This window comes from Rhodococcus koreensis (assembly GCF_900105905.1).
GTDB lineage: Bacteria > Actinomycetota > Actinomycetes > Mycobacteriales > Mycobacteriaceae > Rhodococcus_F > Rhodococcus_F koreensis.
On the sequence record NZ_FNSV01000005.1, the window covers coordinates 1197327 to 1222429 of the forward strand.

Below are 25103 nucleotides of genomic sequence, written 5' to 3' on the forward strand. Positions count from 1 at the left end.
GAGCGCGTGAATTCCCGATGAGGTACCCATTAAGTTACCCGCGAGTAACGGTAGGGGTACGCTGGTCTGGAGGCCGGACGCCTGGCCGTGATCCGGAACCAAACTGCTCCATCAGGAGGAATTCGCGTGGCTCCATCCACCACAACTCAACGCAACGTCGTCTTCGTCGACGGCATCCGCACTCCGTTCGGCAAGGCCGGCCCCAAGGGCATGTACGCGGAGACCCGCGCGGACGACCTCGTCGTCAAGACCATCCGTGAGCTGCTTCGCCGCAATCCGCAACTCGACCCCGCGCGCATCGACGAGGTCGCCATCGCCGCGACCACGCAGACCGGCGACCAGGGCCTCACCATCGGCCGCACGTCCGCGATCCTGGCCGGGCTCCCCGAGACGGTCCCCGGTTTCGCCATCGACCGCATGTGCGCCGGCGCCATGACGTCCGTCACCACCACCGCCTCGGGCATCGGCTTCGGCCAGTACGACGTGGTGATCGCCGGCGGCGTCGAGCACATGGGCCACCACCCGATGGGTGAGGGCGCCGACCCGAACCCCCGGTTCCTGGCCGACCGCCTCGTCGACCCCAGCGCACTCGTCATGGGCAACACGGCCGAGAACCTCCACGACCGGTTCCCGAGCATCACCAAGGACCGCACCGACGCGTACGCCGTCGCCAGCCAGAACAAGTACGAGGCCGCCCGCAAGGCCGGCTTCATCGCCGACACCCTCGTGCCCGTCGCCACCCGCTCCGCCGCGGGCTGGGGGCTGGCCACCGAGGACGAGCCGCCGCGTCCGGGCACCACCCTCGAGGACCTCGCGAAGCTGAAGACGCCGTTCCGTCCCGCGGGCCGTATCACCGCGGGCAACGCGGCCGGCCTGAACGACGGCGCCACCGCCGCTCTCCTCGCCGGTGAGGACACCGCGCTCGAACTCGGGCTGCCGATCGGCATGCGCATGGTCGGATTCGCGTTCCAGGGCGTCGACCCCGCGGTGATGGGCATCGGACCGGTGCCCGCCACCGAGAAACTGCTGGGCCGCACCGGTCTGAAGATCGAGGACATCGGCCTGTTCGAGATCAACGAGGCGTTCGCCGTCCAGGTTCTCGCGTTCCTCGAGCACTACGGCATCGCCGACGACGATCCGCGAGTCAACCAGTGGGGCGGCGCCATCGCGTGCGGCCACCCCCTCGCGTCCTCCGGCGTCCGCCTGATGACCCAACTGTCCCGCCAGTTCGCCCAGCGCCCCGACGTCCGCTACGGCCTGACCACGATGTGCATCGGTCTGGGCATGGGCGGAACCGTGATCTGGGAGAACCCGAACTTCGATGGAGCCAAGTAGATGACCGACATTGCAACGGCATTCGCCGACGAGGTCGTGACCAACGCGTACACCAAGATCGTCGCGGTACCGGGCATCGAGGGCCCGGTCGCGCTGATCACCCTCGACAACGGTTTCGACCACACCAAGCCGTCGTCGTTCGGGCCGGGTGGCCTGGCGGCCCTCGACGCGGCCCTGGACGAGGCGTTCGCCGCCCACCCCGTCGCGATCGCGATCACCGGCAAACCCTTCATCTTCGCCGCCGGCGCGGATCTCAAGGGTGTTCCGAGCATCACGAACCGGGACCAGGCGCTCGAACTGGGCCGACTCGGGCACAAGGTGTTCCGCAGGCTGCGCGAATCGTCCGTGCCGACATTCGCGTTCGTCAACGGCGTCGCGCTCGGCGGCGGCCTCGAGGTCGCGCTGCACAGCCACTACCGCACCGCCTCCGAGAACGCCGGCGCGCTGGGTCTGCCCGAGACATTCCTCGGGCTGGTGCCGGGCTGGGGCGGAACGCAGTTGCTGCCCAACCTCATCGGTCCCTCGAACGCGGTCACCGTCGTCCTCGAGAACGCGCTGAACCAGAACCGGACGCTCACCCCGAAGAAGGCCCTCGAACTCGGCGTCGTCGACGCGGTGTTCGGTTCGGCCGACTTCCTCGAGCAGTCGTTCGCCTGGGCGGCGCAGGTCCTGGCCGGCGAGATCACCCCCGCGCGTCCCGAGATCGACCGGGGCAAGGGCTGGGACGACGCGATCGCCCGCGCGAAGGCAATCGTCGAGGGCAAGACCAAGAACAACGCACCCGGACCGGTCAAGGCCGTCGAACTCCTCGAGCTGGCTCGGACCACCGATCTCACCGACCCGGCGTCGCTCGACAAGGGCTTCGCCGCCGAGGACGAGGCGCTCGCCGACCTGCTGCTCGCCGACGAACTCCGCGCTGGGCTGTACGCGTTCGACCTGGTGAACAAGCGGGCCAAGCGGCCCGCGGGCGCACCGGACAAGTCGCTCGCGCGCAAGGTCACCGGTGTCGGCATCGTCGGGGCCGGTCTGATGGCCAGCCAGCTCGCGATGCTGTTCGTCCGCCAGCTGAAGGTGCCGGTCGTCCTCACCGACATCGACCAGGAGCGCATCGACAAGGGTGTCGGCTACGTCCACGGCGAGATCGACAAGCTGCAGGGCAAGGGCCGGCTGTCCCCGGACGCCGCCAACCGGCTGAAGGCACTCGTGTCCGGGTCGCTCGACAAGGCGGCGTTCGCGAACACCGACTTCGTGATCGAGGCGGTGTTCGAGAACCTCGACCTGAAGAAGAAGATCTTCGCGGAACTCGAGGAGCACATCGCCCCCGAGACGATCCTCGCCACCAACACGTCCTCGCTGCCGATCACCGAGATGGCCGCGGACCTGAAGCACCCCGAGCGGGTGGTGGGCTTCCACTTCTTCAACCCGGTCGCCGTGCTGCCGCTGCTCGAGGTCATCAAGGGCCAGAAGACCGACGACGCCACCCTGGCAACGGCATTCGCCACCGCCAGGGCGCTGAAGAAGTCGGCCGTCGGCTCCGCCGACCTGCCCGGGTTCGTCTTCAACCGGCTCCTGATCCGCACCCTCGGTGAGGTCATGAACGCGGTCGACGAGGGAACCCCGTTCGAGGTGGCCGACAACGCCATCGCCGAACTCGGGATGCCGATGACCCCGTTCACGTTGCTGGCGCTCGTCGGTCCGGCGGTCGCATTGCACACCGGAGAGACCCTCGCCGCGGCGTACCCGGAGCGGTTCCACAACTCCCCCGGGCTCGAGGCGCTCGTCGAGGCGAAGAAGCCGGCGGTGTGGAGTTACGGCGCCGACGGCACGCAGGTCGTCGACCCCGAGGTCGCGGCGCTGTGGAAGCAGGGCGACACGGCGTCCACGTCCGCGGAGGTCCTCGATCGCACGCGGCGCGCGTTCGCCGAGGAGATCCAGATCATGCTCGACGAGGGCGTCGTCGCGGCGGCCGAGGACATCGATCTCTGCCTGATCCTCGGCGGCGGGTTCGGCTTCTGGAACGGCGGCATCACGCCGTACCTGGACCGCACCGGCACGTCCGAGGCCGTCAACGGCAAGCGGTTCCTGGCGCCGGGCGTCGCGAGCGTCTGACCCCCACGTGAGTGGCGATGTGTGCCCCGGCACACATCGCCACTCACGTGCTCAGGGGACGGGGACGTGGTCTGCGGCGACGAGGGCCTGGCGGGCGTAGGCCCGCACGTCGGCGTCCGTGTCCTCGAGTGCGGCGGTGAGGGCATCGACTGCGCCGCGGTCGCCGGTCCACCGGCCGAGTGCGAGGACCGCGGCCTTGCGCACGTCGAGGTGCGCGTCCGTCAGGGCGTCCGCCAGCACGGGCACCGCGACATCGGGTTCCGCACCGGCGAGTGCCCGGGCGGCGCCCTGCCGGATCTGCCAGGCCGACTCCCGCAGCGCCGCTGTCGCGAGCGCGACGTCGTCACCGCGGCAGCCGAGGCTCGCGAACGCCGTCAGCGCGGCGGCGCGCACCAGCGGATCCCGGTCTCCGGCCAGCGTGCGCACCGTCTCGGCACCGCCGAGCCCGACGGTGGCCAGGCCGTGTGCGACGGTGATCCGCACTTCGCGGTTCTCGTCGTGTGCCCCCTCGGCCACCGACTCCCACCGGTCCAGCGACACCAGTGCCCGCACCGCCTCGATCCGGACGTGGTGATCGGCGTCGGACAGCGCGGTCAGGAACTGCTCCGCCGCACCGGCGTGCAGGGCGCGCAGGACGTCGACCACGGCGGCCCGGACCACGGCGTCGGACGACCCCAGGTGCTCGGCCAGTCCGCCGGCCGACGGCAGCACCTCGACGAGTTCGCGCAGTCCGTCGGCGGCGGCGCGGCGCACCGTCACCGCGCCGTCGCCGAGCGCGTCGACGAGGGCGGCGCCGAATCCGTCGGGTGTCCCTTCGGTCAGCACGGACAGTGCCGTGACGCGGACCTGCGGATCGGCGTCCTGCAGGTACGGTGCGAGTTCGGCGACGCTCGGGGCGTCGAGTCCGAGGACCGCGACGATGGCCGGTGAGGACGGCTCCTGCCGGGTCGGCGCCGCGATGCGGGAGCGTTCCTCCACCGGCGCGCGGCCCCCGACCAGCGGCGGCTGAGCGACGGGGACGACGGTGCGGTCCACCGGCGGAAGGGAATCGAGTCCGGGCACCGGCACGAAGTACGGTTCGACGGGGCGCTTGAAGAACTCCATGTCGCCGTTCTCGCCGCGCCGCAGATTCAGGTGGTAACCCCATTCGTCGTCCCGCTGGTCCGGGAGGTCCGCGCGTTCGTGGTACAGCCCCCACCGGCTCTCGGTCCTGGTGAGGGAACTGCGGGACGCCATTTCCGCGCAGTCGCGGATGAACGTGACCTCCGCGCAGCGCATCAGCTCGTGCGGGGTGGTCGCGCCCATCCCGGCGATCTCTCCCGCCATCCGTTCGAACGTCTCGACGGCGATCGACAACTTCGTCGCCGTCTTCGGCGGTGCCACATAGTCGTTGACGAAGCGGCGCAGCTTGTACTCGACCTGCGGCTGGGGCGGGCCGTCCGGGTTGCGCAGCGGCCGATAGATCAGCTCGTGCGCGGCGGCCAGTTGTTCCGCGGGCAGCGCGTCCGGCGCGTCGACGTCGGGCAGGGTGCCGGTGGCGTGGGATCCGGCGAGGTCGCCGTAGACGAACGCGCCGATCATGTAGTTGTGGGGGACGCAGGCCAGGTCGCCGGCGGCGTACAACCCCGGGACGGTGGTCGCGCCGTGCTCGTCCACCCACACGCCGGACGCGGAATGCCCGCTGCACAGGCCGATCTCGGAGATGTGCATCTCGATGTCGTGGCTGCGGTAGTCGTGACCGCGGTTCGCGTGGAACGTGCCGCGGGTGGGGCGTTCGGTGGTGTGCAGGATCGACTCGAGCGTGTCGAGGGTTTCCTCCGGCAGGTGGCTGACTTTGAGATAGATGGGGCCGCGGGCGGATTCGATCTCGCTCTTGACCTCGCTCATCATCTGCCCGGACCAGTAGTCGGAGTCGACGAACCGCTCCCCCTCGGCGTTGACCTGGTAGCCGCCGAACGGGTTCGCGACGTACGCGCAGGCCGGGCCGTTGTAGTCCTTGATCAGGGGGTTGATCTGGAAGCATTCGATGCCGCTGAGTTCGGCGCCCGCGTGGTAGGCCATCGAGTAGCCGTCGCCGGCGTTCGTGGGGTTCTCGTAGGTGCCGTAGAGGTACCCCGACGCCGGTAGCCCCAGCCGGCCGCACGGGCCGGTCGCGAGGATGACCGCCTTCGCGCCGACAGCGACGAACTCGCCGGTGCGGGTGTTCAGCGCCGCGGCGCCGACGGCGCGGCCGTTCTCCGTCAGGACCCGGACCGGCATCAGCCGGTTCTCGATGCGGATCTTCTCGCGCATCTTCCGCTGCCGCAGCACCCGGTACAGCGCCTTCTTCACGTCCTTGCCCTCGGGCATCGGCAGCACGTACGAACCGGAGCGGTGCACCCGGCGGACCGCGTATTCGCCGTACTCGTCCTTCTCGAACTTGACGCCGTACTTCTCGAGGCGCTGCACCATCGCGAAACCGCGGGTCGCCGTCTGGTATACGGTGCGCTGGTTGACGATTCCGTCGTTGGCGCGCGTGATCTCGGCGACGTAGTCCTCGGGTTCGGCCTTGCCGGGGATGACGGCGTTGTTGACACCGTCCATTCCCATGGCGAGCGCACCGGAATGGCGCACGTGCGCCTTCTCGAGCAGCAGCACGTTCGCGCCGTTCTCGGCGGCGGTCAGCGCCGCCATCGTGCCTGCCGTGCCGCCGCCGATGACGAGGACGTCGCAGTCGAGGCGGACGGTGTCGGCGAGGTCGGGGATGTCCATCAGGTCTCCGGAGTGTGGTTCAGCGCGCCGAGAACGTCGGCGCGGGCGGCACGGGTGCCGGGATGGTCGAGGTGGTCGCGGTCGCGGGGGTGCGGGATGTCGACGAGCGCCCGCAGCGGCTCACCTGCCCGGCCCAGCACCGCCACCCGGTCGCCGAGCAGCACCGCCTCGTCCACGTCGTGGGTCACGAACACCACCGTCGTCGGGTGCGTGCTCCACGTGTCGACGAGCAGTCGCTGCATGACGCCGCGGGTCTGGGTGTCGAGGGCGCCGAACGGTTCGTCCATCATCACGGCCCGCGGCGCCCCGGCGAGGCCGCGCGCCAACTGGACCCGCTGGCGCATGCCGCCGGACAGGTTCTTCGGCAGGAAGTCGCCGAACCCGGTCAGACCCACCTCGGCGATCCAGCGGTCGGCGGTCTCACGGCGCCCCTTGCGGGGTTCGCCGCGCAGCGCGAGGGCCAGTTCGATGTTCGAGCGCACGGTGCGCCACGGGAGGAGCGCGTTGTCCTGGAAGACGACCGCCCGGTCCCGGGAGGTCGACTCCACCGCGGCGCCGTCGGCGACGACCCGCCCCGAATCGGGCGGCAGCAGCCCCGCCAATGCGCGGAGCACGGTGGACTTGCCGCACCCCGAAGGTCCGGTGAGCACCAGGATCTCGCCGGGCACCACGGTCAGCGACAGCGAACGGATGACGGGTTTCCCGGTGTAGGACAGGGTGACGTCATCGAGGACCAGCGACATGCCCGCGGCCACGGACGTTCCGGCGGTGGCGGTCATGCGCGCTCCCCTCGTGGCAGCCAGCGGGTGACCCGCCTGCCGAGCAGTTCGACCGCCCCGGACGTGAGAAATCCGAGGATGCCGATCGTGATCATGCCGACGAAGACGCCGGGGTAGTCGACGATCGTGTACGCCTGCCAGGTGCGGTACCCGACACCGAGCCTGCCGGAGATCATTTCGGCGGAGATCACACAGATCCAGGCGACCCCGATCCCGACGGACAGTCCACCGAACACGCCGGGCAGGATCCCGGGCAGCACGACCCTGGCCAGCACGTCCCAGCGTCCGCCGCCGAGGGTGCGCACCGAGTCCTCCCACAGCGTGGGCAGTGCCCGGACGGCGTGCCGGGTGCTCACCATGATCGGGAAGAATGCGGCGACGAACGTGATGAACACGATGCCCGCCTCGTCGCTGGGGAACAGCAGGATCGCGACGGGTACGACCGCGATGGCGGGGATCGGCCGGGCGAGTTCGGTCAGCGGGCCGAGGACGTCGGCGAACAGTTCCGATCTGCCGAGGGCGATTCCGGTGGCCACCCCGATAACCGTGGCGAGTCCGAATCCGCTGAGAATGCGGATCAGCGACTGTCCGAGGTCGAGGTAGAACAGATCGGTCTGCAGCTGGGTGCCGAACGCGGACACCACGTCGGTGACGGTGGGGAGCGTGTCGAACCGCAGCCACAACCGGACGTCGTAAGCGGTGAGCAGCTGCCACGCGAGGATCGCAGCCAGCACCGAGGCGACCCGCACGAGCCGGGACCGCCACGGCGACGATCGTCGGCGGGTCTCCGGATCACGTTCTTCCACAACGCCTTCGGCGTCGGACAGGACTTCCGGTTGTTCCAGTGTGGTCACGGCCGGACCTCCTCGACGGCGCGGTCGTAGGTGACCACGGCCCCCGACGGGTGCGCCCTCAGGTAGCGGTCGGCCGCGGCGCCGGTGGTGAACGGCAGGAAGGTGTCGCCGTCGCGCACCCACACGGCCTTGTCCGCGAACCATCGGGTGCCCAGTTCGGCGTCGGGAACGTAGCCGGCGCGCACGGTGCGGCCCTCGGCGCGGGCCTGCTTCACCGCCCGGAGCAGGCAGGTCGGGTTCGCGGCCGGCTGGGTCTCGCCGGTGCCGTCGAACCACACCTCCCCGGCCAATGCCGGGTCGCTCGCGGGCGCGGCGCACACGGGGTCGGTACCGGTGACGGCGGCGGGGTTGGCGGTGGACGCGAGCGTGGTGTCGTAGTCCTGCCCGTCCGCCGCGAATGCCGACCGCAGCGGTGCGTCGTTCACGAAACCGTCGACGTCGAGGTCGGCGAAGTCGCCGATCGACTTCAGATACGGCACATCGTTCTTCAGTGCACCGATCAGACCGGGCTTGAGCGTGGTGTCGAACGAGGTGCCGCCCGGGCCGTTGTACAGGTACACGACCTCCTGCGGCAGCCCGCTGGCGTCGGCGACGATCCGCGACGCCTCGAGGGGTTCAGTCTGCACGAACCGGGTGGCGTCGAGTTGTGCCCGGAGGAACGCGTCGAGTACCTCGGGGTGCTCGTCCGCGTACGCCTCCCGGGCCACCACACCGTGCAGGGTCGGGGTGTGCAGTTCGGCGCCGTCGTACAGCAGCTTCGCCTTGCCCTGGAAGACGAGAAGTCCCGGCCACGCGACGAACTGCGACAACGCGGCCACCTGACCGGATTCCAGTGCCGAGGATCCGACCTGCGGCTGCTGGTTCAGGACCTCGACGCCGGTGGCCGGGTCGATCCCGGCGCGGTCGAGTGCCTGGACGAGGGTGCCGTGGCCCGCGGAGCCGACGCTCGCGGACACCTTCTGTCCGGCCAGGTCGCCGAGCGTGGTCGCCGGTGAGTTCGGCGGCACCACCACCATGTTCAGCGCGCCCTCGGGGTTGTACCCGGTCACCGAGACGATCTCCGTCTTCGAGCGCGGGTTCGCCTGGGTGCGGGAGCCGTTGATCAGCATCGGGTAGTCGCCCATCGATCCGATGTCGATCTTCTCTGCCACCATCTGGGCGGTGATCGGCGCACCGGTGTCGTAGTCCTGCCATTCGACGGAGTACTTCGTCCCGGTCCGTTCCGTGACGTCCTGCAGACGCTGTTCGAGGTAGCCCTGCGCCCGCAGCAGGGTTCCGGCGGTGACGGTGTTGATCGTCTTGGACTGGTACCCGATCACCACGGTGACCGCGTCGCCGTTTCCGGCCGACGGTTCGAGGGAGCAACTCGTCGCCACGAGTGTCAGTGCCGCGGCGGCGATCGCGAAGGTGGGGAAACGTCGCTTCATCTGTGTGGTCTTTCGCTCAGCGGAGGAGGTACGGCATGTTCACGGTGACCGCGCCGGTCGGGCAGCGCGCCGCGCAGGGGCCGCAGTACCAGCATTCGTCGACGTGCATGAACGCCTTGCCGTTCTCCGGGTTGATGGCGAGGGAATCGAGTGGGCAGATCTCGACGCACAGGGTGCAGCCCTCGATGCACAGCGACTCGTCGATGGTGACGGGTACGTCGGCGCGTTGGTTGACCAAGGTCATGAGGTGAGCTCCCAGTTCGTGATGTCGGGTCTGCGGACGAGGTTGCTGCGCATGGTGATCCGGTCACCGCGCATGCGGATGTATTCGAGGTCGACCGGCCGTCCGTCGACGAGCCGGGTGAGGCGCTCGAGCAGCAGGAGCGCCGCGCCCTCGGGGGTCTGGAGGTTCGCGGCGGAGTGCGCGTCGGCATTGACGGATTCGATCGCCAGATCGGCGGAACCCAGAGGCTGACCGCAGACCTCCTCGATCAGCGCGAACACGTCGTTGGTTTCGAGGTCGCGGCCGAGGATCTCGGCGCCGATGTCGGGGACGAGGTAGGTGAGGTCCAGGCTGAGCGGGAGGTCTCCGAGGTAGCGCACCCGCTCGATGTACACGGCGGGTTCGCCCGGCTCCAGCTGCAGCCGGCGGGCGACGGCGGGCGGCGGGCTGATCTCCACGGCGGCGCGGACGTCGTTGCGGACCTCGCCGTGCCCCTTCAGCGTCTCCTTCAGCCCCAGCAGGGCGTCGAGGCCGTGGTCGTACTTGCGCTGCGCCACGTGGGTTCCCACGCGGGGGGCGCGGTCGATGAGCCCCTCCTGCTTCAGCAGCGCCAGTCCGTCGCGCACCGCGTTGCGCGACACGCCGAACTCGGCGGCCAACTCCGATTCCGACGGCAATCCGCGCTCGGCGAAGGACTCCGCGTGGATCTGCTGCCGCAGCAGGTCGGCGAATCTGCGCGCATGGTCCGCACGGGAACTGCGTGACGCCGTCGGGAGGGGAGTCGGATTCACCACCATGGTTCCTTCGTCGATTGTGCGTGTGAGCTGGACGAAGACACACGCTAACGGCAGTCCGCGGGGCCCGGAGTCGCGGCGAACACGCCCCCCGGACGCCTCGGTGAATCGGCCGGGTCCGCGCCGGCGGCGACTCGTCTCACCAGCGCGAACACGGCAGTGCCCGGGTAATGCGCCAGGCGGCGGCGGGCCCGGGAATTCCAATCACGGTGATTCGAAGTGGCGGCGTCCGCCGAACGAGCGCGCAACTCTAGGTTAGGCTTACCTTCCATATTTGTCCCGAAGGAGTCGTTGCCGTGTTCGCACCCACCGCCAGGCGTCAGCTCGCCGTCGCACTCGCCGTGGCCAGTTCGTCCCTCTTCCTCGCCGCCTGCTCGTCCGGCGACGGCGGCGGCAGCACCGAGGCGTCCGGTGAGGGATTCCCGGTCACCATCGCGAACACGTTCGGATCGACCACGCTCGACGCGGCACCCGAACGCATCGTCACCCTCGGATGGAACGCCCAGGACGTCGTCTACGCCCTCGGCCAGACACCGGTCGGCATGCCGAAATACACGTACGGCGCCGAGGCGAACGGCGTGATGCCCTGGCTGCAGGACCGTTTCGACCCGTCCGCGACCACGCTGCTCGACGCGGCCACGTCCACCCCCATCGAGGGCGTCGCCGCGCTGGCGCCCGATGTGGTCCTCGCGCCGTACGAGGGATTCGACGAGGCGACGTACGAGAAACTGTCGGGAATCGCCCCCACCGTGGCGTACCCGGACAAGGCGTGGCAGACCACGTGGCAGGACCAGACCGCACTGGTCGGTCAGGCACTCGGCAAGAGTGCCGAGGCCGAGCAGCTGGTCGCCGGTCTCGACGACACCCTCGCCCAGACCGCCGCCGCGCATCCCGAGTTCGCAGGCAAGACGATCTCGGTCGTCAACTTCGACACCGACGCCGCGACCGTCAACGTCTACATGCCCTCCGATCCCCGCGTCCAGGTGCTGACCGAGCTCGGCTTCACCGTGTCGCCCGGCGTGCAGAAGCTGGCCGCGGCGAACGATCCTGACAAGTTCTTCGCCGACATCTCCGTGGAGAACATCTCCGACGTGGACGCCGACGTCGTGGTCGCGTTCGTCCCGGAGAACACCACCGTCGCCGCGAACCCGGCCTACGCGAATCTCGGTGCCATCGGGCGCGGAACCGCGGTCGCGCTGTCGGACACGAAGATCATCTCGGGGCTCAGCCAGACCAGCGTTCTCGCGACACCGTGGGTTCTGGACAAGCTGACACCTCAGCTGAGCGAGGCCGCGAAGAAAGCGGGTGCCTGAACTCCCGCCTGACAGGCGGTGTCGGGCGTAGCGTAATCCGAGACACAAATTTCCGCTGTGCCCGCATCAGGAACGCTCGCCGAAAGCAGGTATGCGATGACGCAGATGTCCGAAAGACACACCGCGAAGGTCATCGGCGTCACCGTCGCCGCCGCGGTGGGTGGATTTCTCTTCGGTTTCGACAGCTCGGTCATCAACGGCGCCGTCGACTCCATCCAGGGCCACTTCGAGCTGGGGTCGTTCTTCACGGGCTTCGCCGTGGCGATCGCGCTGCTCGGATGTGCTGTGGGCGCGTGGTTTGCGGGCCGCCTCGCCGACCGCTGGGGCCGCAAGAAAGTGATGCTGCTCGGCTCGGTGCTGTTCGTCGTCTCCTCGCTCGGGTCCGGTCTCGCGTTCAGCGTCCCCGACCTGATGCTGTGGCGCGTCCTCGGCGGTCTCGGCATCGGTATCGCGTCGGTCATTGCGCCCACGTACATCTCGGAGATCGCGCCGGCCCGCTACCGCGGCGCGTTGGCGTCGCTGCAACAGTTGGCCATCACTCTCGGCATCTTCGCCGCGCTGCTGTCGGACGCGGTGCTGCAGAACGCCGCGGGCGGCGCGTCGGAAGAGCTGTGGCTCAACCTCGAGGCCTGGCGCTGGATGTTCATCGTCGGTGTGGTCCCCGCGGTCGTGTACGGCATTCTCGCCCTGCTCATTCCCGAGTCGCCGCGGTACCTCGTGGGCAAGCACCTCGACCAGGAAGCGGCCGACATCCTCGCGAACATCACCGGCGAAGTCGACCCGCAGGAGCGCGTCTCCGAGATCCGGCTGACCCTGCGCCACGAATCGACGGCGTCGTTCGACGACATTCGCGGCCCGAAGTTCGGGCTGCAGCCGATCGTCTGGGTCGGCATCTTCATGGCCATCTTCCAGCAGTTCGTGGGCATCAACGCGATCTTCTACTACTCCACCACGCTCTGGAAGTCGGTGGGCTTCACCGAGAACGAGTCGTTCACCACGTCGGTGATCACCGCGATCATCAACGTCGGTATGACATTCGTCGCCATCCTCTTCGTCGACCGGATCGGCCGGAAGATCCTCCTCGAGGTCGGCTCGCTGGGGATGTTCGCGAGCCTGCTCATGGCCGCAATCGCCTTCTCCCAGGCCACGGGCAGTGGCGACGACGTCACACTCCCCAGCCCGTGGGGGGCGGTCGCGCTGATCGGCGCCAACCTGTTCGTGATCTTCTTCGCCGCCACCTGGGGCCCGGTCATGTGGGTGATGCTGGGCGAGATGTTCCCCAACAACATGCGCGCCTACGCACTCGGCATCAGCACGGCGGCGAACTGGATCGCGAACTTCACGGTCACACTGGCGTTCCCGCCGCTCACCCGGTCGGTGGGGCTGTGGTTCCTGTACGGACTGTTCGCGTTCTTCGCGCTGCTGTCCTACTTCTTCGTCCGGTCGAAGGTCCGGGAGACGAAAGGGATGGAGCTCGAGGAGATGCACACCTGACCCCGGTACCGAGAAATCCGGCCGAATCACAGTGTGATTCGGCCGGATTTCTCGTGTGGGACGGGGTCGGTCCTACTGGCCGCTGTTCTCCGCGCGCTGCGCATCGAGGCCGGCGACGACACCGTTCTGCTGCCCGGGGCGCACGTTACCGAGGCCGGCGAACCACCCGGTGATCTGCCGGGCGACGTCCTGCGCGGTGAGTCCCAACTCGGTGTGGATCTGCGCGCGGGACGCGTGGTCGAGGAACCGTTGCGGAACACCGAGATCGCGGCAGGGCACATCGACCCCGGCCGACCGCAGCGCGGCGGACACGGTGGACCCGACACCGCCGTGCAGGCCGCTGTCCTCGACGGTGACCACCATCGTGTAGTCCTCGGCGAGCTTCAGCAGCGACTCCGGGACCGGCAGCACCCACCGCGGGTCGACGACGGTCGCCGAGATGCCCTGTTGTTCCAGACGTTCCGCCGCGGCGAGCGCGAGTCCGGCGAACGCGCCGACCGACACGATGAGCACGTCGTTGCGACCGGAGGGGGCGCGCAGGATGTCGACGACGCCGTCGAGCCGGCTCACGGCGGGCACGTCGTCACCGACCGTGCCCTTCGGGAAGCGCAGTGCGGTCGGCCCGTCGTCGACGGCCAGCGCCTCGCTCAGTTCCTCCCGCAGGGTGGCCGTGTCGCGGGGAGCCGCGACCCGCATCCCGGGCACGATGCCCAGCAGCGACATGTCCCACATGCCGTTGTGGCTGGCGCCGTCGCTGCCGGTGATGCCCGCGCGGTCGAGGACGAGGGTGACGGGCAGCTTCAGCAGGGCCACGTCCATCAGCAACTGGTCGAAGGCACGGTTGAGGAACGTCGAATAGACGGCGACCACCGGGTGCAGGCCGCCGAGCGCCAGGCCAGCGGCCGACGTGACGGCGTGCTGCTCGGCGATCCCGACGTCGAACATGCGGTCGGGGTACTTCTCGCCGAACGCGGCGAGACCGGTCGGGCCCGCCATGGCGGCGGTGATCGCCACGATGTCCTGACGGTGGCCAGCCTGGTCGATCAGCTCGGCCGAGAACACCGACGTCCAGTCGGCGGACGCCGATCCGGCCGATTTACCGGTGACCGGATCGATCACGCCGGTCGAGTGCATCTGATCGGCCACATGGTTCTCGGCGGGCGCGTAACCCATGCCCTTGCGGGTGACGGCGTGCACGATGACCGGACCGCCGAACGCCTTCGCGCGGCGCAGCGCGGATTCGAGCGCGGCCTCGTCGTGGCCGTCGACCGGTCCGAGGTACTTGATGCCCAGGTCCGTGAACATCACCTGGGGGGCGACGGCGTCCTTGAGTCCCGCCTTCATCCCGTGCAGCACCGAGTAGGCAGTGCGTCCCACCCACGGAAGTTTCTTCACCATCCGCCGGCCGCTGTCGAGGATCCGCTCGTAGCCCGGCTGGAGCCGGAGGGCGGCGAGGTGGTCGGCGAGACCACCGATGGTCGGGGCGTACGAGCGGCCGTTGTCGTTGACGACGATGACCACCGAGCGATCCTTGCCCGCGGCGATGTTGTTCAACGCCTCCCAGCACATGCCGCCGGTGAGGGCGCCGTCACCGACGACGGCGACGACGTGCCGGGCCTGGCCGGTCAGTTCGAAGGCCTTCGCGAGGCCGTCGGCGTACGACAGCGCCGCCGACGCGTGGGACGACTCGACCCAGTCGTGATCGCTCTCCGCCCGGCACGGGTACCCCGACAGGCCGCCCTGCTTGCGGAGCGAGTCGAAATCGTCCTTGCGGCCGGTGAGGATCTTGTGGACGTACGCCTGGTGGCCCGTGTCGAAGATGATCGGGTCGGCCGGCGACTCGAAGATGCGGTGCAGCGCGAGGGTCAGCTCCACGACGCCCAGGTTGGGGCCGAGGTGCCCGCCGGTCGCCGCGACCTTCTGCACGAGGAACTCACGAATCTCCGCGGCGAGCTGCTTCATCTCCGCCGGATTCAGCTGACGAAGATCGTCAGGCGTCTGGATACGGGCAAGAACACCCAACGAGATCGCTCCCTCCGTGATGCACGCTGCCTTGCGTGCCTCTGCCACGTGGCTTCGTGTCACGTCACAGTGGAACCAGTCTACGGAGCCGCGGAAGGGCGGAACACACGGTACCGGTCGCGGCGGCGGCGTGGTGCGGCTTCGTCCTCGGGCATTCCGGCCACAGCCGTGACCGGCTTCACACAATTGTGTCGCCGGGCGGACCCGGCGGAACAGCCGATTTCGTCGTGAGCAGCCTCTAGGGTCTTCTCATGAGCACCGTCGTGGACGCGCTGATCGGAAAAGTCTTCACCGAGACCCGGGAGAACCGCGGCGGACAGCTCGCCGACTACATTCCCGAGCTCGCCGCGGTCGCCCCCGACTCGTTCGGCATCTGCGTCGCGACCGTGGACGGCTATGTGTACGAGGTCGGCGACACCCGTCTGCCGTTCACGATCCAGTCCATCTCGAAACCGTTCACGTACGCCCTGGCGCTCGCCGATCGCGGGTCCGCCGCCGTCGCCGAGAAGATCGACGTCGAACCGTCCGGGGAACCGTTCAACGAGATCAGCCTCGACCCACGGACGGAACGGCCCCGCAATCCCATGATCAATGCCGGGGCGATCACTGCGACGTCGCTGGTGGCCGGACCGGACCTGGACACGCGATTCGAGCGGATCCGGTCCACGTACTCCCGGTACGCAGGGCGGGACCTGACGTTCAACCGGGCGGTCTACGAGTCCGAGTCGCGGAGCGGGCACCGCAACCGGGCGATCGGCCACATGCTGCGCTCGTTCGACATCATCACCGGCGACCCCGACGAGGCGGTCGATCTCTACTTCCGTCAGTGCTCCCTCGACGTGACGTGCCGCGACCTGAGCCTGATGGCGGCGACGATGGCGAACAACGGCGTCAATCCCGTCACCGGGGAGACCGTCCTCGAGCCGGCCCTGGTCGAGCGGGTCCTGAGTGTGATGTCGACGTGCGGCATGTACGACGCCGCGGGCAAATGGGTCTACGAGGTCGGGCTGCCCGCCAAGAGCGGCGTCGGGGGCGGCGTGCTCGCCGTCCTGCCCGGGCAGATCGGGATCGCGATCTACTCGCCGCGCCTCGACTCCCACGGCAACAGCGTCCGCGGAGTCGAGTCGTGCCGCGCCCTGTCGAACGAGTTGGAACTGCACTTCCTGCACGTCACCCGCGCCGCCCGTTCCGCGGTCCGCGCCCGGTACTCCGTGTCGGACGCCCCGTCCCGGATGCGGCGGTCCCCCGCCGAGCGCGCCGCCCTCGACGACGTCGGCAAGCGCAGCCGGATCTACGAACTGCACGGGGATCTGCTGTTCGCCGGCGCGGAGAGCGCCGTCCGCGAGATCGGCGGCGTCGAGGAGAACCTCGAAGCGGTGGTGATCGACGTCCGGCGCGTCGACGACGTCAGCGGGGTCGCACGCCGGATGTTCGAGACCCTGCGGGCCGACCTCGGACAGAGCGGGTGCGCGCTGGCGTTCGTCGACCCGGCCGGTCTGCTCGGCAACACCCGCTCCGACCTGTCGGGACGGGCGGGCCGGGTGTTCGCCGACCTGGATGCCGCCGTGCAGTGGTGTGAGGACATCCTCCTCGACCGGCACTGCAGCACGGCACGTCAGCCGTCGTCCGTCACGATCGCCGAGCACCCCATGCTGTCCACCCTCAGCGCGAAGCAACTCGAACGGTTCACCCGCGATCTGGTCACCCAGTCGTATGCGCGCGGCGACCTCGTCATCCACCGGGGCGACCGGGCCGCCGGGCTGTTCCTCATCCTGTCCGGCAGCGTCAGTTCCACGGTCACCGACCAGTCGGGTGCGGTGCACCGGATCATGACGTTGTCGGCCGGCATGAGCTTCGGGGAGATGACGATGATGATCGACTCCCGGTTCCTCAACGACGTCCGCGCCGACACCGAGGTGACGGTCGCGGTGCTGACCACCGAGCGTTACACCGAAATGGCTTCGGAGGAACCGAAACTGAAGCTGGCGCTGCTCGAACGTCTCGCGTCGGGCGCGTACGAGCAACTCGACGTGATGCTGCGGGCGCTGCTGCGCCAGGGCGGCGGACTCTGACCGGCTCACGGGAAAACCCGTTGCCCGAACCGGAAAAATCGGACAGGCTTGGGGCTCGGAACCGACGACGCTCGAATCGAAAGCAGGGTGCAATGCTCACAGCGACCAAGCTGGCCATCGAGACGACGGGACTCGTCAAGACATTCGGATCCACCCACGCGGTCGACGGCCTGGATCTGGCCGTTCCCCTCGGGGGCGTCTACGGCGTCCTCGGACCGAACGGCGCGGGCAAGACCACCGCGATCCGCATGCTGGCCACGCTGCTGCCCCTCGACGGTGGAACCGCCACCGTGCTGGGACACGACGTCGCGACCGAGCCGGACGCCGTGCGCAGCAAGGTCTCCCTCACCGGGCAGTTCGCCTCGCTCGACGAGGATCTGACGGGCAGCGAGAATCTGCTGCTGCTCGGCCGGCTGTACGGGTACTCCCGTGCGGCGGCCCGCACCCGGTCCGAGCAGTTGCTGTCCGCGTTCGGTCTGGAGGAGGCGGGCAACCGGCAGGTGAAGAACTACTCCGGCGGCATGCGCCGGCGGCTCGACATCGCGGCGAGCATCATCGTCACCCCGGAGATGATCTTCCTCGACGAACCCACCACCGGTCTCGACCCACGCAGCCGCAATCAGGTGTGGGAGATCGTCCGCGCACTGGTGGCCGGCGGAACGACGGTGCTGTTGACCACGCAGTACCTCGACGAGGCCGACCAACTCGCCGACCGGGTGGCCGTCATCGACCACGGCAAGGTGATCGCCGAGGGCACCACCGGCGAACTCAAGGCCTCCGTCGGATCGGGTGCGCTGCACGTGCGGGTCACCGACATCGCCACCCGTCCCGCGGCGGCGGCGCTGCTGCGGGACGTGCTCGAGGTGCCGGTCACCGAGGAAGCCGATCCCGCCGCACTCACCGCCCGCATCGACGACCCGGCCCGGGTCTCGCGGGCGCTGCCCGCACTCGACGACGCCGGAATCGCAGTCAGCACATTCGCATTGGGGCAGCCGAGCCTCGACGAAGTCTTTCTCTCCCTCACCGGCCGACCCACCGAGGAGCACGCATGACCTCCACCACCGACCGGACCGCCGACACCGCAGCGGCTGTCGCCGACGTCCTGAAGATGCCCGGCCCGAGGCCCGCGCGACCCACCGCATTGTCGACGTCGCTGTCGTTCGGCTGGCGGGCCCTGCTCAAGATCAAGCACGTTCCCGAGCAACTGTTCGACGTGACGATGTTCCCGATCATGTTCACGTTGATGTTCACGTATCTGTTCGGGGGTGCGCTGGCCGGATCGACCAGCGCCTACGTGCAGTTCCTGCTGCCGGGCATCCTCGTGCAGACGGTCGTCATGATCACCATGTACACCGGCCTGACGCTCAACAAGGACATCGAGAAGGGCGTCTTCGACCGGTTCCGGTCGCTCCCGATCTGGCGTCCGTCGCCTCTCGTGGGCGCGCTGCTCGGCGACGTCGTCCGCTACACGATCGCCTCGATCATCGTCCTGATCCTCGGGCTCGTCCTGGGATTCCGCCCGGATGGCGGGCTCGTCGGTGTGGTGGCGTCGATCGGACTGCTGCTGTTGTTCTCCTTCAGCCTGTCGTGGATCTGGACGATGTTCGCGATGCTCATGCGCACCGAGCAGGCGGTCATGGGGGTGTCGATGTTCATCCTGTTCCCACTGACGTTCGCCAGCAACATCTTCGTCGACCCCGCGACCATGCCGGGCTGGCTCCAGGCGTTCGTCGGCGTCAACCCGATCAGCAAGCTGGTGACGTCCATTCGCGGGCTCATGGCCGGAACGGTGGAGATGGCGGATCTCGCCGTGGTGTTCGGGTGGTGCGCCGGATTCGTCGTGATCTTCGGACCGCTGACGATGCGCCTGTACAACCGTAAGTCGTGACGGCGTCTGTGTCCGGTCCCGCCGAGCATGCGGTGACGGTGCGCGGATCCGGAATCGTCTCCGCGGTTCCGGATCTCGTCCGCGCCTCCGTCACCGTGACGGCGACGCGTCCCGCGGTGGCCGATGCGTTCGAGGCCGTCGCCCGCTCCACCACTGCCGTCACCGACACCCTGCGCGGGTACGGCGTCTCGGGCCCCGACCTCGCGACCACCGGGCTGTCCGTGCACTCCGAGACCACGTGGGCCGAGGGCCGGGGCAACGAGGTGACGGGCTACACCGCGGCGACGACACTGCAGATCACCGTCCGTGCGGCCGGCGCATCCGCACCGTCACCGGCGCAGGTGGTGGCCGCCTGCGTCGGCGCGGGTGGCGACGACATCCGCCTCGGCGGACTCGAATTCGACTTCTCCGATCCGGCCGCGCTGACGGCGACCGCCCGGGAACGGGCGTGGGCCGATGCCCTCGGCAAAGCGGAGCAGTACGCCTCGCTGTCGGGAAGCGCACTGGGCGAGGTGCTCGACATCGCGGAGGTCGACATCGGTGACGTATCCCCGCGACCGGTCGCGAAGGCGTTCGCGGCGGCCGATTCCGCGATCGCCGTCGAACGCGGTGAGAAGCCGACGCGGGTGGACGTGCGCGTGCGGTGGCGGCTGGTCTAGGCCCGGGGGCCGCGCTGCTGCACCGAGGCCGCGAACGTGTCGGTGAGCTGGGTCAGCGACGTCACTGCCGCCAGTGCCTGTTCCTGTGACCAGTCTTCGAGCATGCCGCGCAACCGTTCGGCCCGGCGCGCGGTGGTCTCGGCCAGAATGTCCATCCCGCTCGGCGACACCCGGATCCGGGAGGCCCGCTTGTCGTCGGGATCGGCGGCGCGGGATACGTATCCCGCGTCGACCAGTTCGGAAATCTGCCTGCTCAGCGAGGACTGACTCACGCACAGGTCGGCGGCCAGTTCGTTCTGGCGGCACTCCCCGCGCGCTGCGAGCACGAAGAGCACGCTCGTCAGTGCGGGCGCGATCGGGGTCTCGCCGCTCGCGGAGACGACCGCCCGCAACGACCGCCCGAGCGCGAACACCGCATCGACGAGCGCCTGCGCAGTATCTGCCTGTACCGACATCCTGTCCCCGTCCCGAACACCCACTACCTGCGGGCTCGACTATACGTATTGTTGCGTTCGGTAACGAACTTCGTCAGCGCGTGAGCAGCGCGATGCACTCCACGTGGTGGGTCAGCGGGAACGCGTCGAACGCGCGCAACTCGTCGACATGATATCCCTGCCCGAGGTACAGACCGATGTCGCGGGCGAACGACGCCGGGTCGCACCCCACGTGCACCACCCGCTCGGCGCCGGCGGCGGCGACCGTCTCGATCACCGCACGCCCGGCACCCGCACGCGGCGGATCGAGTACCACGACCCGGGGTGGGGAGGCCAACCCGGCGATCGCGCGCTCGACCCGGTCGGCGTGGAAGCGCACCTGCGGGAGGTCGGAGAGCGCCGCCTTCCCGTCCGCCACGGCCTGGCGCGCGGACTCCACGGAATCCACGTGTCCCGACGACCCGGCGCTCCCGGCGAGGGCGGCGGCGAACACCCCGACTCCCCCGTACAGGTCCCATGCCGTCTCACCCGCGGACAGCCCGGCCCATTCGGAGACCACCGCGGAATACGCTTCGGCGGCCCCGCGATGCGCCTGCCAGAACCCGGTGGCGGCCAGTTCCCATGAGCGGTCGCGCACCCGCTCCACCGGGCGGCCCGATCCCACGACCACCCGCTCCGCGCGCGGCGCACCACCCGCGGCCCGCCGTGCCATGGCACCACGCCGCCCGGGACTCGTGCGGCCGGTCCGCGACACCTTCGGCGGCGCGATCTCGACCACGTGCCGCTCCCCCGCGCCGTCGAGAACGATCTGCACCTCGCTGCCGGGCTTCCAATCGTGTTCGCCCACACCGTCGTAGGCGGCGGCCTCGATCTGCGGGCACGCGAGGTCCGTGACGATCCCGGAACTGCGGTGCCGGTGGTAGCCGGGACGGCCGTCCGGGTCGACGGCCAGCCGCACCCGGGTGCGCCAGCCGGTGCCGTCCCCCGTGCCGGGCAGTTCCTCGACGTCCACGTCACGCTGCACCCGCGCGAGCCGCACCAGCTGCTCCGACACGACCTGCGACTTCATGTCCCGCTGCAGGTGCAGGCTCGCGTGCGAGAAGTCGCAGCAGCCCGCGCCGCCCGGACCGGACACCGGGCACACCGGGGCGACCCGCTCCGGGGACGCGTCGAGGATCTCGATCGCGTCGGCCCGGCAGTACGACCCGCCGCGGTCCTCGGTGACCCGGGCGACGACGCGCTCGCCCGGCAGCCCGTGCCGGACGAAGACCACCCGGCCCTCGTGGCGGGCGACGACGAAACCGCCGTGCCCGGGATTTCCCAGCCGCAGCTCGAGGTGGCGGTCCGACCAGTTCTCACTCAACGCTTCTCGTCCGTCACTTGTCGTCGGGTTCGTAGCCGCGGCGCGAGGCCCCGGCCGTGTATTCGATGTTCAGTGTCTTCGCCTTCTCGGACGAGTTCAGTTGCCACGGCACGCTGGTGACCATCACACCCGGCTGGAACAGCAGCCGGCTCTTGAGCCGCAGTGCACTCTGGTTGTGCAGGATCTGCTCCCACCAGTGCCCCACCACGTACTCGGGAATGAACACGGTGACGACGTCCCGCGGCGAGTCCTTCCGGACGCGGCGCACGTAGTCGAGCACGGGTTTGGTGATCTCGCGGTACGGCGACTCGATCACCTTGAGCGGCACCGAGATGTCACTCTTCTCCCACCGCCGCACGAGCGCCCGGGTGTCGGGTTCGTCGACATTGACGGTGATCGCCTCGAGCGTGTCCGGCCGTGTCGCCCGGGCGTAGGCCAGCGCGCGCATCGTCGGCATGTGCAGCTTGGAGACGAGCACGATGGAGTGCGTGCGGCTGGGCAGCACCCCGTCCCATTCCTGTTCCTCGAGTTCCCGCGCGACGCTGTCGTAGTGCTTCCGGATCATCTTCATCACGACGAAGATCGCGACCATGGCCACGATCGCGATCCACGCGCCTGCCGCGAACTTCGTGATGAGCACGATGATCAGGACGGCACCGGTCATGGCGAGGCCGATGGAGTTGATCACCCGGGAGCGCTGCATCCGCCGGCGCGAAGCGGGATCGTTCTCGGTCTTCAGATGCCGGGTCCAGTGCCGGATCATGCCCGTCTGGCTGAGCACGAACGAGACGAACACGCCGACGATGTACAGCTGGATCAGCTTGGTCACCTCGGCGCCGAACAGGACGACGAACGCGATCGCCGCCCCGGACAGGAACAGGATGCCGTTGCTGAACGCCAGACGGTCGCCGCGGGTGTGCAGCTGACGCGGCAGGTAGCGGTCCTGCGCGAGGATCGAGCCGAGCACGGGGAAGCCGTTGAAGGCCGTGTTCGCGGCCAGCACCAGGATCAGGGCCGTCACGATGGCGATGAAGTAGAACCCGATGGGGAAACCGCCGAACACCGTCTCCGCGATCTGCGCGATCAGCGTCTTCTGGTGATAGCCGGCCGGCGCGCCGATCAGCTGCTCGGCCGGGCTGTGCGCGTACACGATCCCGATCTTCTGAGCCAGGATGATGATGCCCATCAGCAACACGATGGCGATCGACCCCAGCAGCAGCAGCGTGGTCGCCGCGTTACGGGACTTCGGCTTCTGGAACGCGGGAACACCGTTGCTGATCGCCTCGACACCGGTCAGCGCCGCACACCCGGACGAGAAGGCCCGCGCGATCAGGAACGCGAACGCGATCCCGTACAGGTGTGAGTCCTCGGCTTCGAGTTCGAACCCGGACGATTCGGCGCGCAGGTCGTCGCCGAACACGTAGATCTGGACGAACCCCCACAGCAGCATCAGCGCCATGCCGGCGATGAACGCGTACGTCGGGATCGCGAAGGCGGCACCGGATTCGCGGATGCCCCGCAGGTTGATGGCGGTCAGCAGGACGATGGCCGCGACCGCGAACAGCACCTTGTGCTGGGCGACGAACGGGACCGCCGAACCGATGTTGGACGCCGCCGACGAAATGGACACGGCCACCGTGAGCACGTAGTCCACCAGCAGGGCGCTGCCGACGGTCAGACCGGCGGTGGGACCGAGATTGACGGTCGCGACCTCGTAGTCGCCGCCGCCCGACGGGTAGGCGTGCACATTCTGCCGGTAGCTGGCGACCACCACCGCCATCACGGCGGCGACGGCGAGCCCGATCCAGGGGGTGTAGGCGTAGGCGGAGATGCCCGCCACCGACAGCACCAGGAAGATTTCCTCGGGGGCGTACGCCACCGACGACATCGCGTCGGACGCGAAGACGGGGAGGGCGATTCTCTTGGGAAGCAGCGTGTGCCCGAGCTTGTCGCTCCGGAAGGGTCTGCCTAGCAGTAGCCGCTTTGTGGCGGTCGAGAGCTTTGACACTGCCAAAGCGTAAGCCGTCCGCAGAAAACCTGGACCCTCACCCACCAATGTGTCCGGATTGCGATCTCTGTCCCGGTTGCTCTTCCGTCCGGGCACTGTACGGTTCGATTCGGTACGCACGTACTCGAGACGTGAAACCAGAGCCCAGAAACGGAGTACAAGGTGTATGTGGTCATCATGGGATGCGGCCGGGTCGGCTCATCCCTCGCCGGCTCGCTGACCCGGATCGGCCACGAGGTCGCGGTCATCGATCGCGACCCCGCCGCATTCCTGCGCCTCGAACCCGACTTCCCCGGACACACTGTCGTCGGCATGGGTTTCGACCGTGACGTGCTGGTCAAGGCCGGTATCGAGCGTGCGGAGGCGTTCGCCGCCGTGTCGTCCGGCGACAACTCCAACATCATTTCCGCGCGGGTCGCCCGCGAGACGTTCGGTGTGGAACGCGTCGTCGCCCGGATCTACGACGCGAAGCGCGCCGCCGTGTACGAGCGGCTCGGGATCCCCACCGTCGCGACCGTCCCGTGGTCGACGGACCGGTTCCTGCACACCCTCACCCGCGACAGCCAGACCACCAAGTGGCGCGACCCGTCCGGAACGGTCGCGGTCACCGAGTTGTCCCTGCACGAGGATTGGATCGGCAGGCCCGTCGCCGAACTGGAGGCGGCGACCCATTCGCGGGTCGCGTTCATCATCCGCTTCGGCACCGGCGTCCTGCCGGACCGCAAGACGGTGTTCCAGGCCGACGACCAGGTGTACATCGCGGCCGTGTCGGGAACGGTGGCCGAGGCCGTGGCACTCGCGGGCAATCCCCCGCCTTCGGACAATTGAGACGGCAGCGAGCTGAGACGGCAGTGAGAATGTTCACGATCGACCACCCGAACGGAAGCAATCGATGAGAGTCGCAATCGCAGGAGCCGGCGCAGTCGGACGCTCGATCGCGCGCGAACTGGTCCGCAGCGAACACGACGTCATGCTGATCGAGCGCAAACTCGAGCACGTCGAGCAGGAGTCGGTGCCCGAGGCGACCTGGGTCCACGCCGACGCGTGCGAGCTGAGCAGCCTCGAGACGGCCTCCCTGGAAACCTACGAGGTCGTGATCGCGGCCACCGGTGACGACAAGGCCAACCTCGTCCTCAGCCTCCTCGCGAAGACCGAGTTCGGGGTCAGCCGCGTGGTCGCCCGCGTCAACGATCCGCGCAACGAGTGGTTGTTCGACGAGTCCTGGGGCGTCGACGTCGCCGTGTCCACCCCCCGGATGCTCGCCTCGCTGGTGGAGGAGGCGGTGTCGGTAGGCGATCTCGTGCGGCTGATGACGCTGCGCCAGGGGCAGGCCAACCTCGTCGAGATCACGCTGCCCGACAACACGCCCCTCGCCGGGAAACCCGTCCGCAAGCTGCAATTGCCCCGCGACGCCGCGCTGGTCACCATCCTGCGCGGTGGACGAGTCATCGTGCCGCAGCAGGACGATCCGCTCGAGGGCGGTGACGAGCTGCTGTTCGTCGCCGCGGTGGACGTCGAGGACGACCTGCGCGCGGCGGTCGGGCTCTCGTAGCCGCCCGGCGCGAGCAGCGCCGAATT

Annotated in this window: 20 protein-coding genes; 10 read left to right on the plus strand and 10 right to left on the minus strand. The window is 68.9% G+C overall.

Going from position 1 to position 25103, the window contains the following annotated elements; all coding sequences use genetic code 11:
- Nucleotides 1–126 precede the first annotated feature (126 nt).
- Complete coding sequence (locus BLV94_RS10240) at nt 127–1335, plus strand: thiolase family protein (RefSeq protein ID WP_072942301.1); 1209 nt, start codon at nt 127–129, stop codon at nt 1333–1335.
- Entirely contained in the window at nt 1336–3444 is a 2109-nt protein-coding gene (locus tag BLV94_RS10245; protein ID WP_072942303.1) for a 3-hydroxyacyl-CoA dehydrogenase NAD-binding domain-containing protein, read from the plus strand. It abuts the gene before it with no gap.
- Nucleotides 3445–3495: 51 nt separating this feature from the next.
- On the opposite strand, the gene BLV94_RS10250 is transcribed toward BLV94_RS10245, so the two are convergent.
- From BLV94_RS10250 to BLV94_RS10275, 6 genes are read right to left on the minus strand one after another with little or no spacing between them, the layout of a single operon-like run.
- Nucleotides 3496–6195 (minus strand): fumarate reductase/succinate dehydrogenase flavoprotein subunit, encoded by a 2700-nt coding sequence (locus tag BLV94_RS10250; RefSeq protein ID WP_072942305.1) that lies wholly within the window; start codon nt 6193–6195, stop codon nt 3496–3498.
- Nucleotides 6195–6974, minus strand: coding sequence for an ABC transporter ATP-binding protein (locus BLV94_RS10255; RefSeq protein ID WP_072942307.1), 780 nt, complete (start codon nt 6972–6974; stop codon nt 6195–6197). The genes BLV94_RS10250 and BLV94_RS10255 overlap by 1 nt, the downstream gene beginning before the upstream one ends.
- Nucleotides 6971–7828 (minus strand): ABC transporter permease, encoded by an 858-nt coding sequence (locus BLV94_RS10260; RefSeq protein WP_072942309.1) that lies wholly within the window; start codon nt 7826–7828, stop codon nt 6971–6973. The genes BLV94_RS10255 and BLV94_RS10260 overlap by 4 nt, the downstream gene beginning before the upstream one ends.
- Nucleotides 7825–9255: an ABC transporter substrate-binding protein gene (locus tag BLV94_RS10265; protein WP_072942311.1), complete on the minus strand. Its 1431-nt coding sequence runs from the start codon at nt 9253–9255 to the stop codon at nt 7825–7827. Before BLV94_RS10265 ends, BLV94_RS10260 begins: the two co-directional genes overlap by 4 nt.
- 16 nt (nt 9256–9271) lie before the next feature.
- Nucleotides 9272–9499, minus strand: a complete 228-nt coding sequence (locus BLV94_RS10270; RefSeq protein ID WP_005240903.1) for a 4Fe-4S dicluster domain-containing protein — start codon at nt 9497–9499, stop codon at nt 9272–9274.
- Nucleotides 9496–10275 (minus strand): GntR family transcriptional regulator, encoded by a 780-nt coding sequence (locus BLV94_RS10275; RefSeq protein ID WP_072942313.1) that lies wholly within the window; start codon nt 10273–10275, stop codon nt 9496–9498. Before BLV94_RS10275 ends, BLV94_RS10270 begins: the two co-directional genes overlap by 4 nt.
- 293 nt (nt 10276–10568) lie before the next feature.
- Between BLV94_RS10275 and BLV94_RS10280 the strand changes: the two genes are divergently transcribed.
- Both BLV94_RS10280 and BLV94_RS10285 read left to right on the plus strand, forming a co-directional pair.
- On the plus strand, nt 10569–11585 hold the full coding sequence (locus BLV94_RS10280) for an iron-siderophore ABC transporter substrate-binding protein (RefSeq protein ID WP_072942315.1): 1017 nt from the start codon (nt 10569–10571) through the stop codon (nt 11583–11585).
- 96 nt (nt 11586–11681) lie between these two features.
- Complete coding sequence (locus tag BLV94_RS10285) at nt 11682–13079, plus strand: sugar porter family MFS transporter (RefSeq protein WP_072942317.1); 1398 nt, start codon at nt 11682–11684, stop codon at nt 13077–13079.
- Nucleotides 13080–13151: 72 nt separating this feature from the next.
- Here the strand turns inward: BLV94_RS10285 and dxs are convergent, their stop codons facing one another.
- Nucleotides 13152–15101 carry a 1-deoxy-D-xylulose-5-phosphate synthase gene (dxs, locus tag BLV94_RS10290; RefSeq protein ID WP_072942458.1) on the minus strand — a complete coding sequence of 650 codons (1950 nt, stop codon included), beginning with the start codon at nt 15099–15101 and terminating at the stop codon, nt 13152–13154.
- Nucleotides 15102–15352: 251 nt separating this feature from the next.
- Between dxs and glsA the strand changes: the two genes are divergently transcribed.
- From glsA to BLV94_RS10310, 4 genes are all read left to right on the plus strand, one after another.
- Nucleotides 15353–17173, plus strand: coding sequence for a glutaminase A (gene glsA / locus BLV94_RS10295; protein WP_072942319.1), 1821 nt, complete (start codon nt 15353–15355; stop codon nt 17171–17173).
- Nucleotides 17174–17265: 92 nt separating this feature from the next.
- Nucleotides 17266–18225: an ATP-binding cassette domain-containing protein gene (locus BLV94_RS10300; protein ID WP_072942321.1), complete on the plus strand. Its 960-nt coding sequence runs from the start codon at nt 17266–17268 to the stop codon at nt 18223–18225.
- Entirely contained in the window at nt 18222–19061 is an 840-nt protein-coding gene (locus BLV94_RS10305; RefSeq protein ID WP_072942323.1) for an ABC transporter permease, read from the plus strand. The genes BLV94_RS10300 and BLV94_RS10305 overlap by 4 nt, the downstream gene beginning before the upstream one ends.
- Nucleotides 19058–19720 carry an SIMPL domain-containing protein gene (locus BLV94_RS10310; RefSeq protein WP_072942325.1) on the plus strand — a complete coding sequence of 221 codons (663 nt, stop codon included), beginning with the start codon at nt 19058–19060 and terminating at the stop codon, nt 19718–19720. Before BLV94_RS10305 ends, BLV94_RS10310 begins: the two co-directional genes overlap by 4 nt.
- Here the strand turns inward: BLV94_RS10310 and BLV94_RS10315 are convergent.
- The 3 genes from BLV94_RS10315 to BLV94_RS10325 all read right to left on the minus strand — a co-directional run bounded on the left by BLV94_RS10315 (nt 19717) and on the right by BLV94_RS10325 (nt 23525).
- Nucleotides 19717–20175, minus strand: a complete 459-nt coding sequence (locus tag BLV94_RS10315; protein ID WP_072942327.1) for a MarR family winged helix-turn-helix transcriptional regulator — start codon at nt 20173–20175, stop codon at nt 19717–19719. The genes BLV94_RS10310 and BLV94_RS10315 overlap by 4 nt on opposite strands.
- A 73-nt stretch (nt 20176–20248) precedes the next feature.
- Complete coding sequence (locus BLV94_RS10320; protein ID WP_072942329.1) at nt 20249–21517, minus strand: class I SAM-dependent RNA methyltransferase; 1269 nt, start codon at nt 21515–21517, stop codon at nt 20249–20251.
- A gap of 13 nt (nt 21518–21530) precedes the next feature.
- Nucleotides 21531–23525: an APC family permease gene (locus tag BLV94_RS10325; RefSeq protein WP_072942331.1), complete on the minus strand. Its 1995-nt coding sequence runs from the start codon at nt 23523–23525 to the stop codon at nt 21531–21533.
- A 162-nt stretch (nt 23526–23687) separates the two neighbouring features.
- Here BLV94_RS10325 and BLV94_RS10330 point away from each other — a divergent pair, with 162 nt between their 5' ends.
- Both BLV94_RS10330 and BLV94_RS10335 read left to right on the plus strand, forming a co-directional pair.
- Nucleotides 23688–24353 (plus strand): potassium channel family protein, encoded by a 666-nt coding sequence (locus BLV94_RS10330; RefSeq protein ID WP_072942332.1) that lies wholly within the window; start codon nt 23688–23690, stop codon nt 24351–24353.
- 64 nt (nt 24354–24417) lie between these two features.
- Nucleotides 24418–25077, plus strand: coding sequence for a potassium channel family protein (locus tag BLV94_RS10335; RefSeq protein WP_072942334.1), 660 nt, complete (start codon nt 24418–24420; stop codon nt 25075–25077).
- Nucleotides 25078–25103: the final 26 nt, after the last annotated feature.

Coding starts and splice junctions, on each gene's coding strand:
- BLV94_RS10305 (WP_072942323.1), top strand. CDS start 18,222: ATGACCTCCACCACCGACCGGACCGCCGACACCGCAGCGGCTGTCGCC.
- BLV94_RS10315 (WP_072942327.1), bottom strand. CDS start 20,175: ATGTCGGTACAGGCAGATACTGCGCAGGCGCTCGTCGATGCGGTGTTC.
- BLV94_RS10270 (WP_005240903.1), bottom strand. CDS start 9,499: ATGACCTTGGTCAACCAACGCGCCGACGTACCCGTCACCATCGACGAG.
- BLV94_RS10335 (WP_072942334.1), top strand. CDS start 24,418: ATGAGAGTCGCAATCGCAGGAGCCGGCGCAGTCGGACGCTCGATCGCG.
- BLV94_RS10285 (WP_072942317.1), top strand. CDS start 11,682: ATGACGCAGATGTCCGAAAGACACACCGCGAAGGTCATCGGCGTCACC.
- BLV94_RS10275 (WP_072942313.1), bottom strand. CDS start 10,275: ATGGTGGTGAATCCGACTCCCCTCCCGACGGCGTCACGCAGTTCCCGT.
- BLV94_RS10250 (WP_072942305.1), bottom strand. CDS start 6,195: ATGGACATCCCCGACCTCGCCGACACCGTCCGCCTCGACTGCGACGTC.
- BLV94_RS10265 (WP_072942311.1), bottom strand. CDS start 9,255: ATGAAGCGACGTTTCCCCACCTTCGCGATCGCCGCCGCGGCACTGACA.
- BLV94_RS10300 (WP_072942321.1), top strand. CDS start 17,266: ATGCTCACAGCGACCAAGCTGGCCATCGAGACGACGGGACTCGTCAAG.
- BLV94_RS10245 (WP_072942303.1), top strand. CDS start 1,336: ATGACCGACATTGCAACGGCATTCGCCGACGAGGTCGTGACCAACGCG.
- glsA (WP_072942319.1), top strand. CDS start 15,353: ATGAGCACCGTCGTGGACGCGCTGATCGGAAAAGTCTTCACCGAGACC.
- BLV94_RS10255 (WP_072942307.1), bottom strand. CDS start 6,974: ATGACCGCCACCGCCGGAACGTCCGTGGCCGCGGGCATGTCGCTGGTC.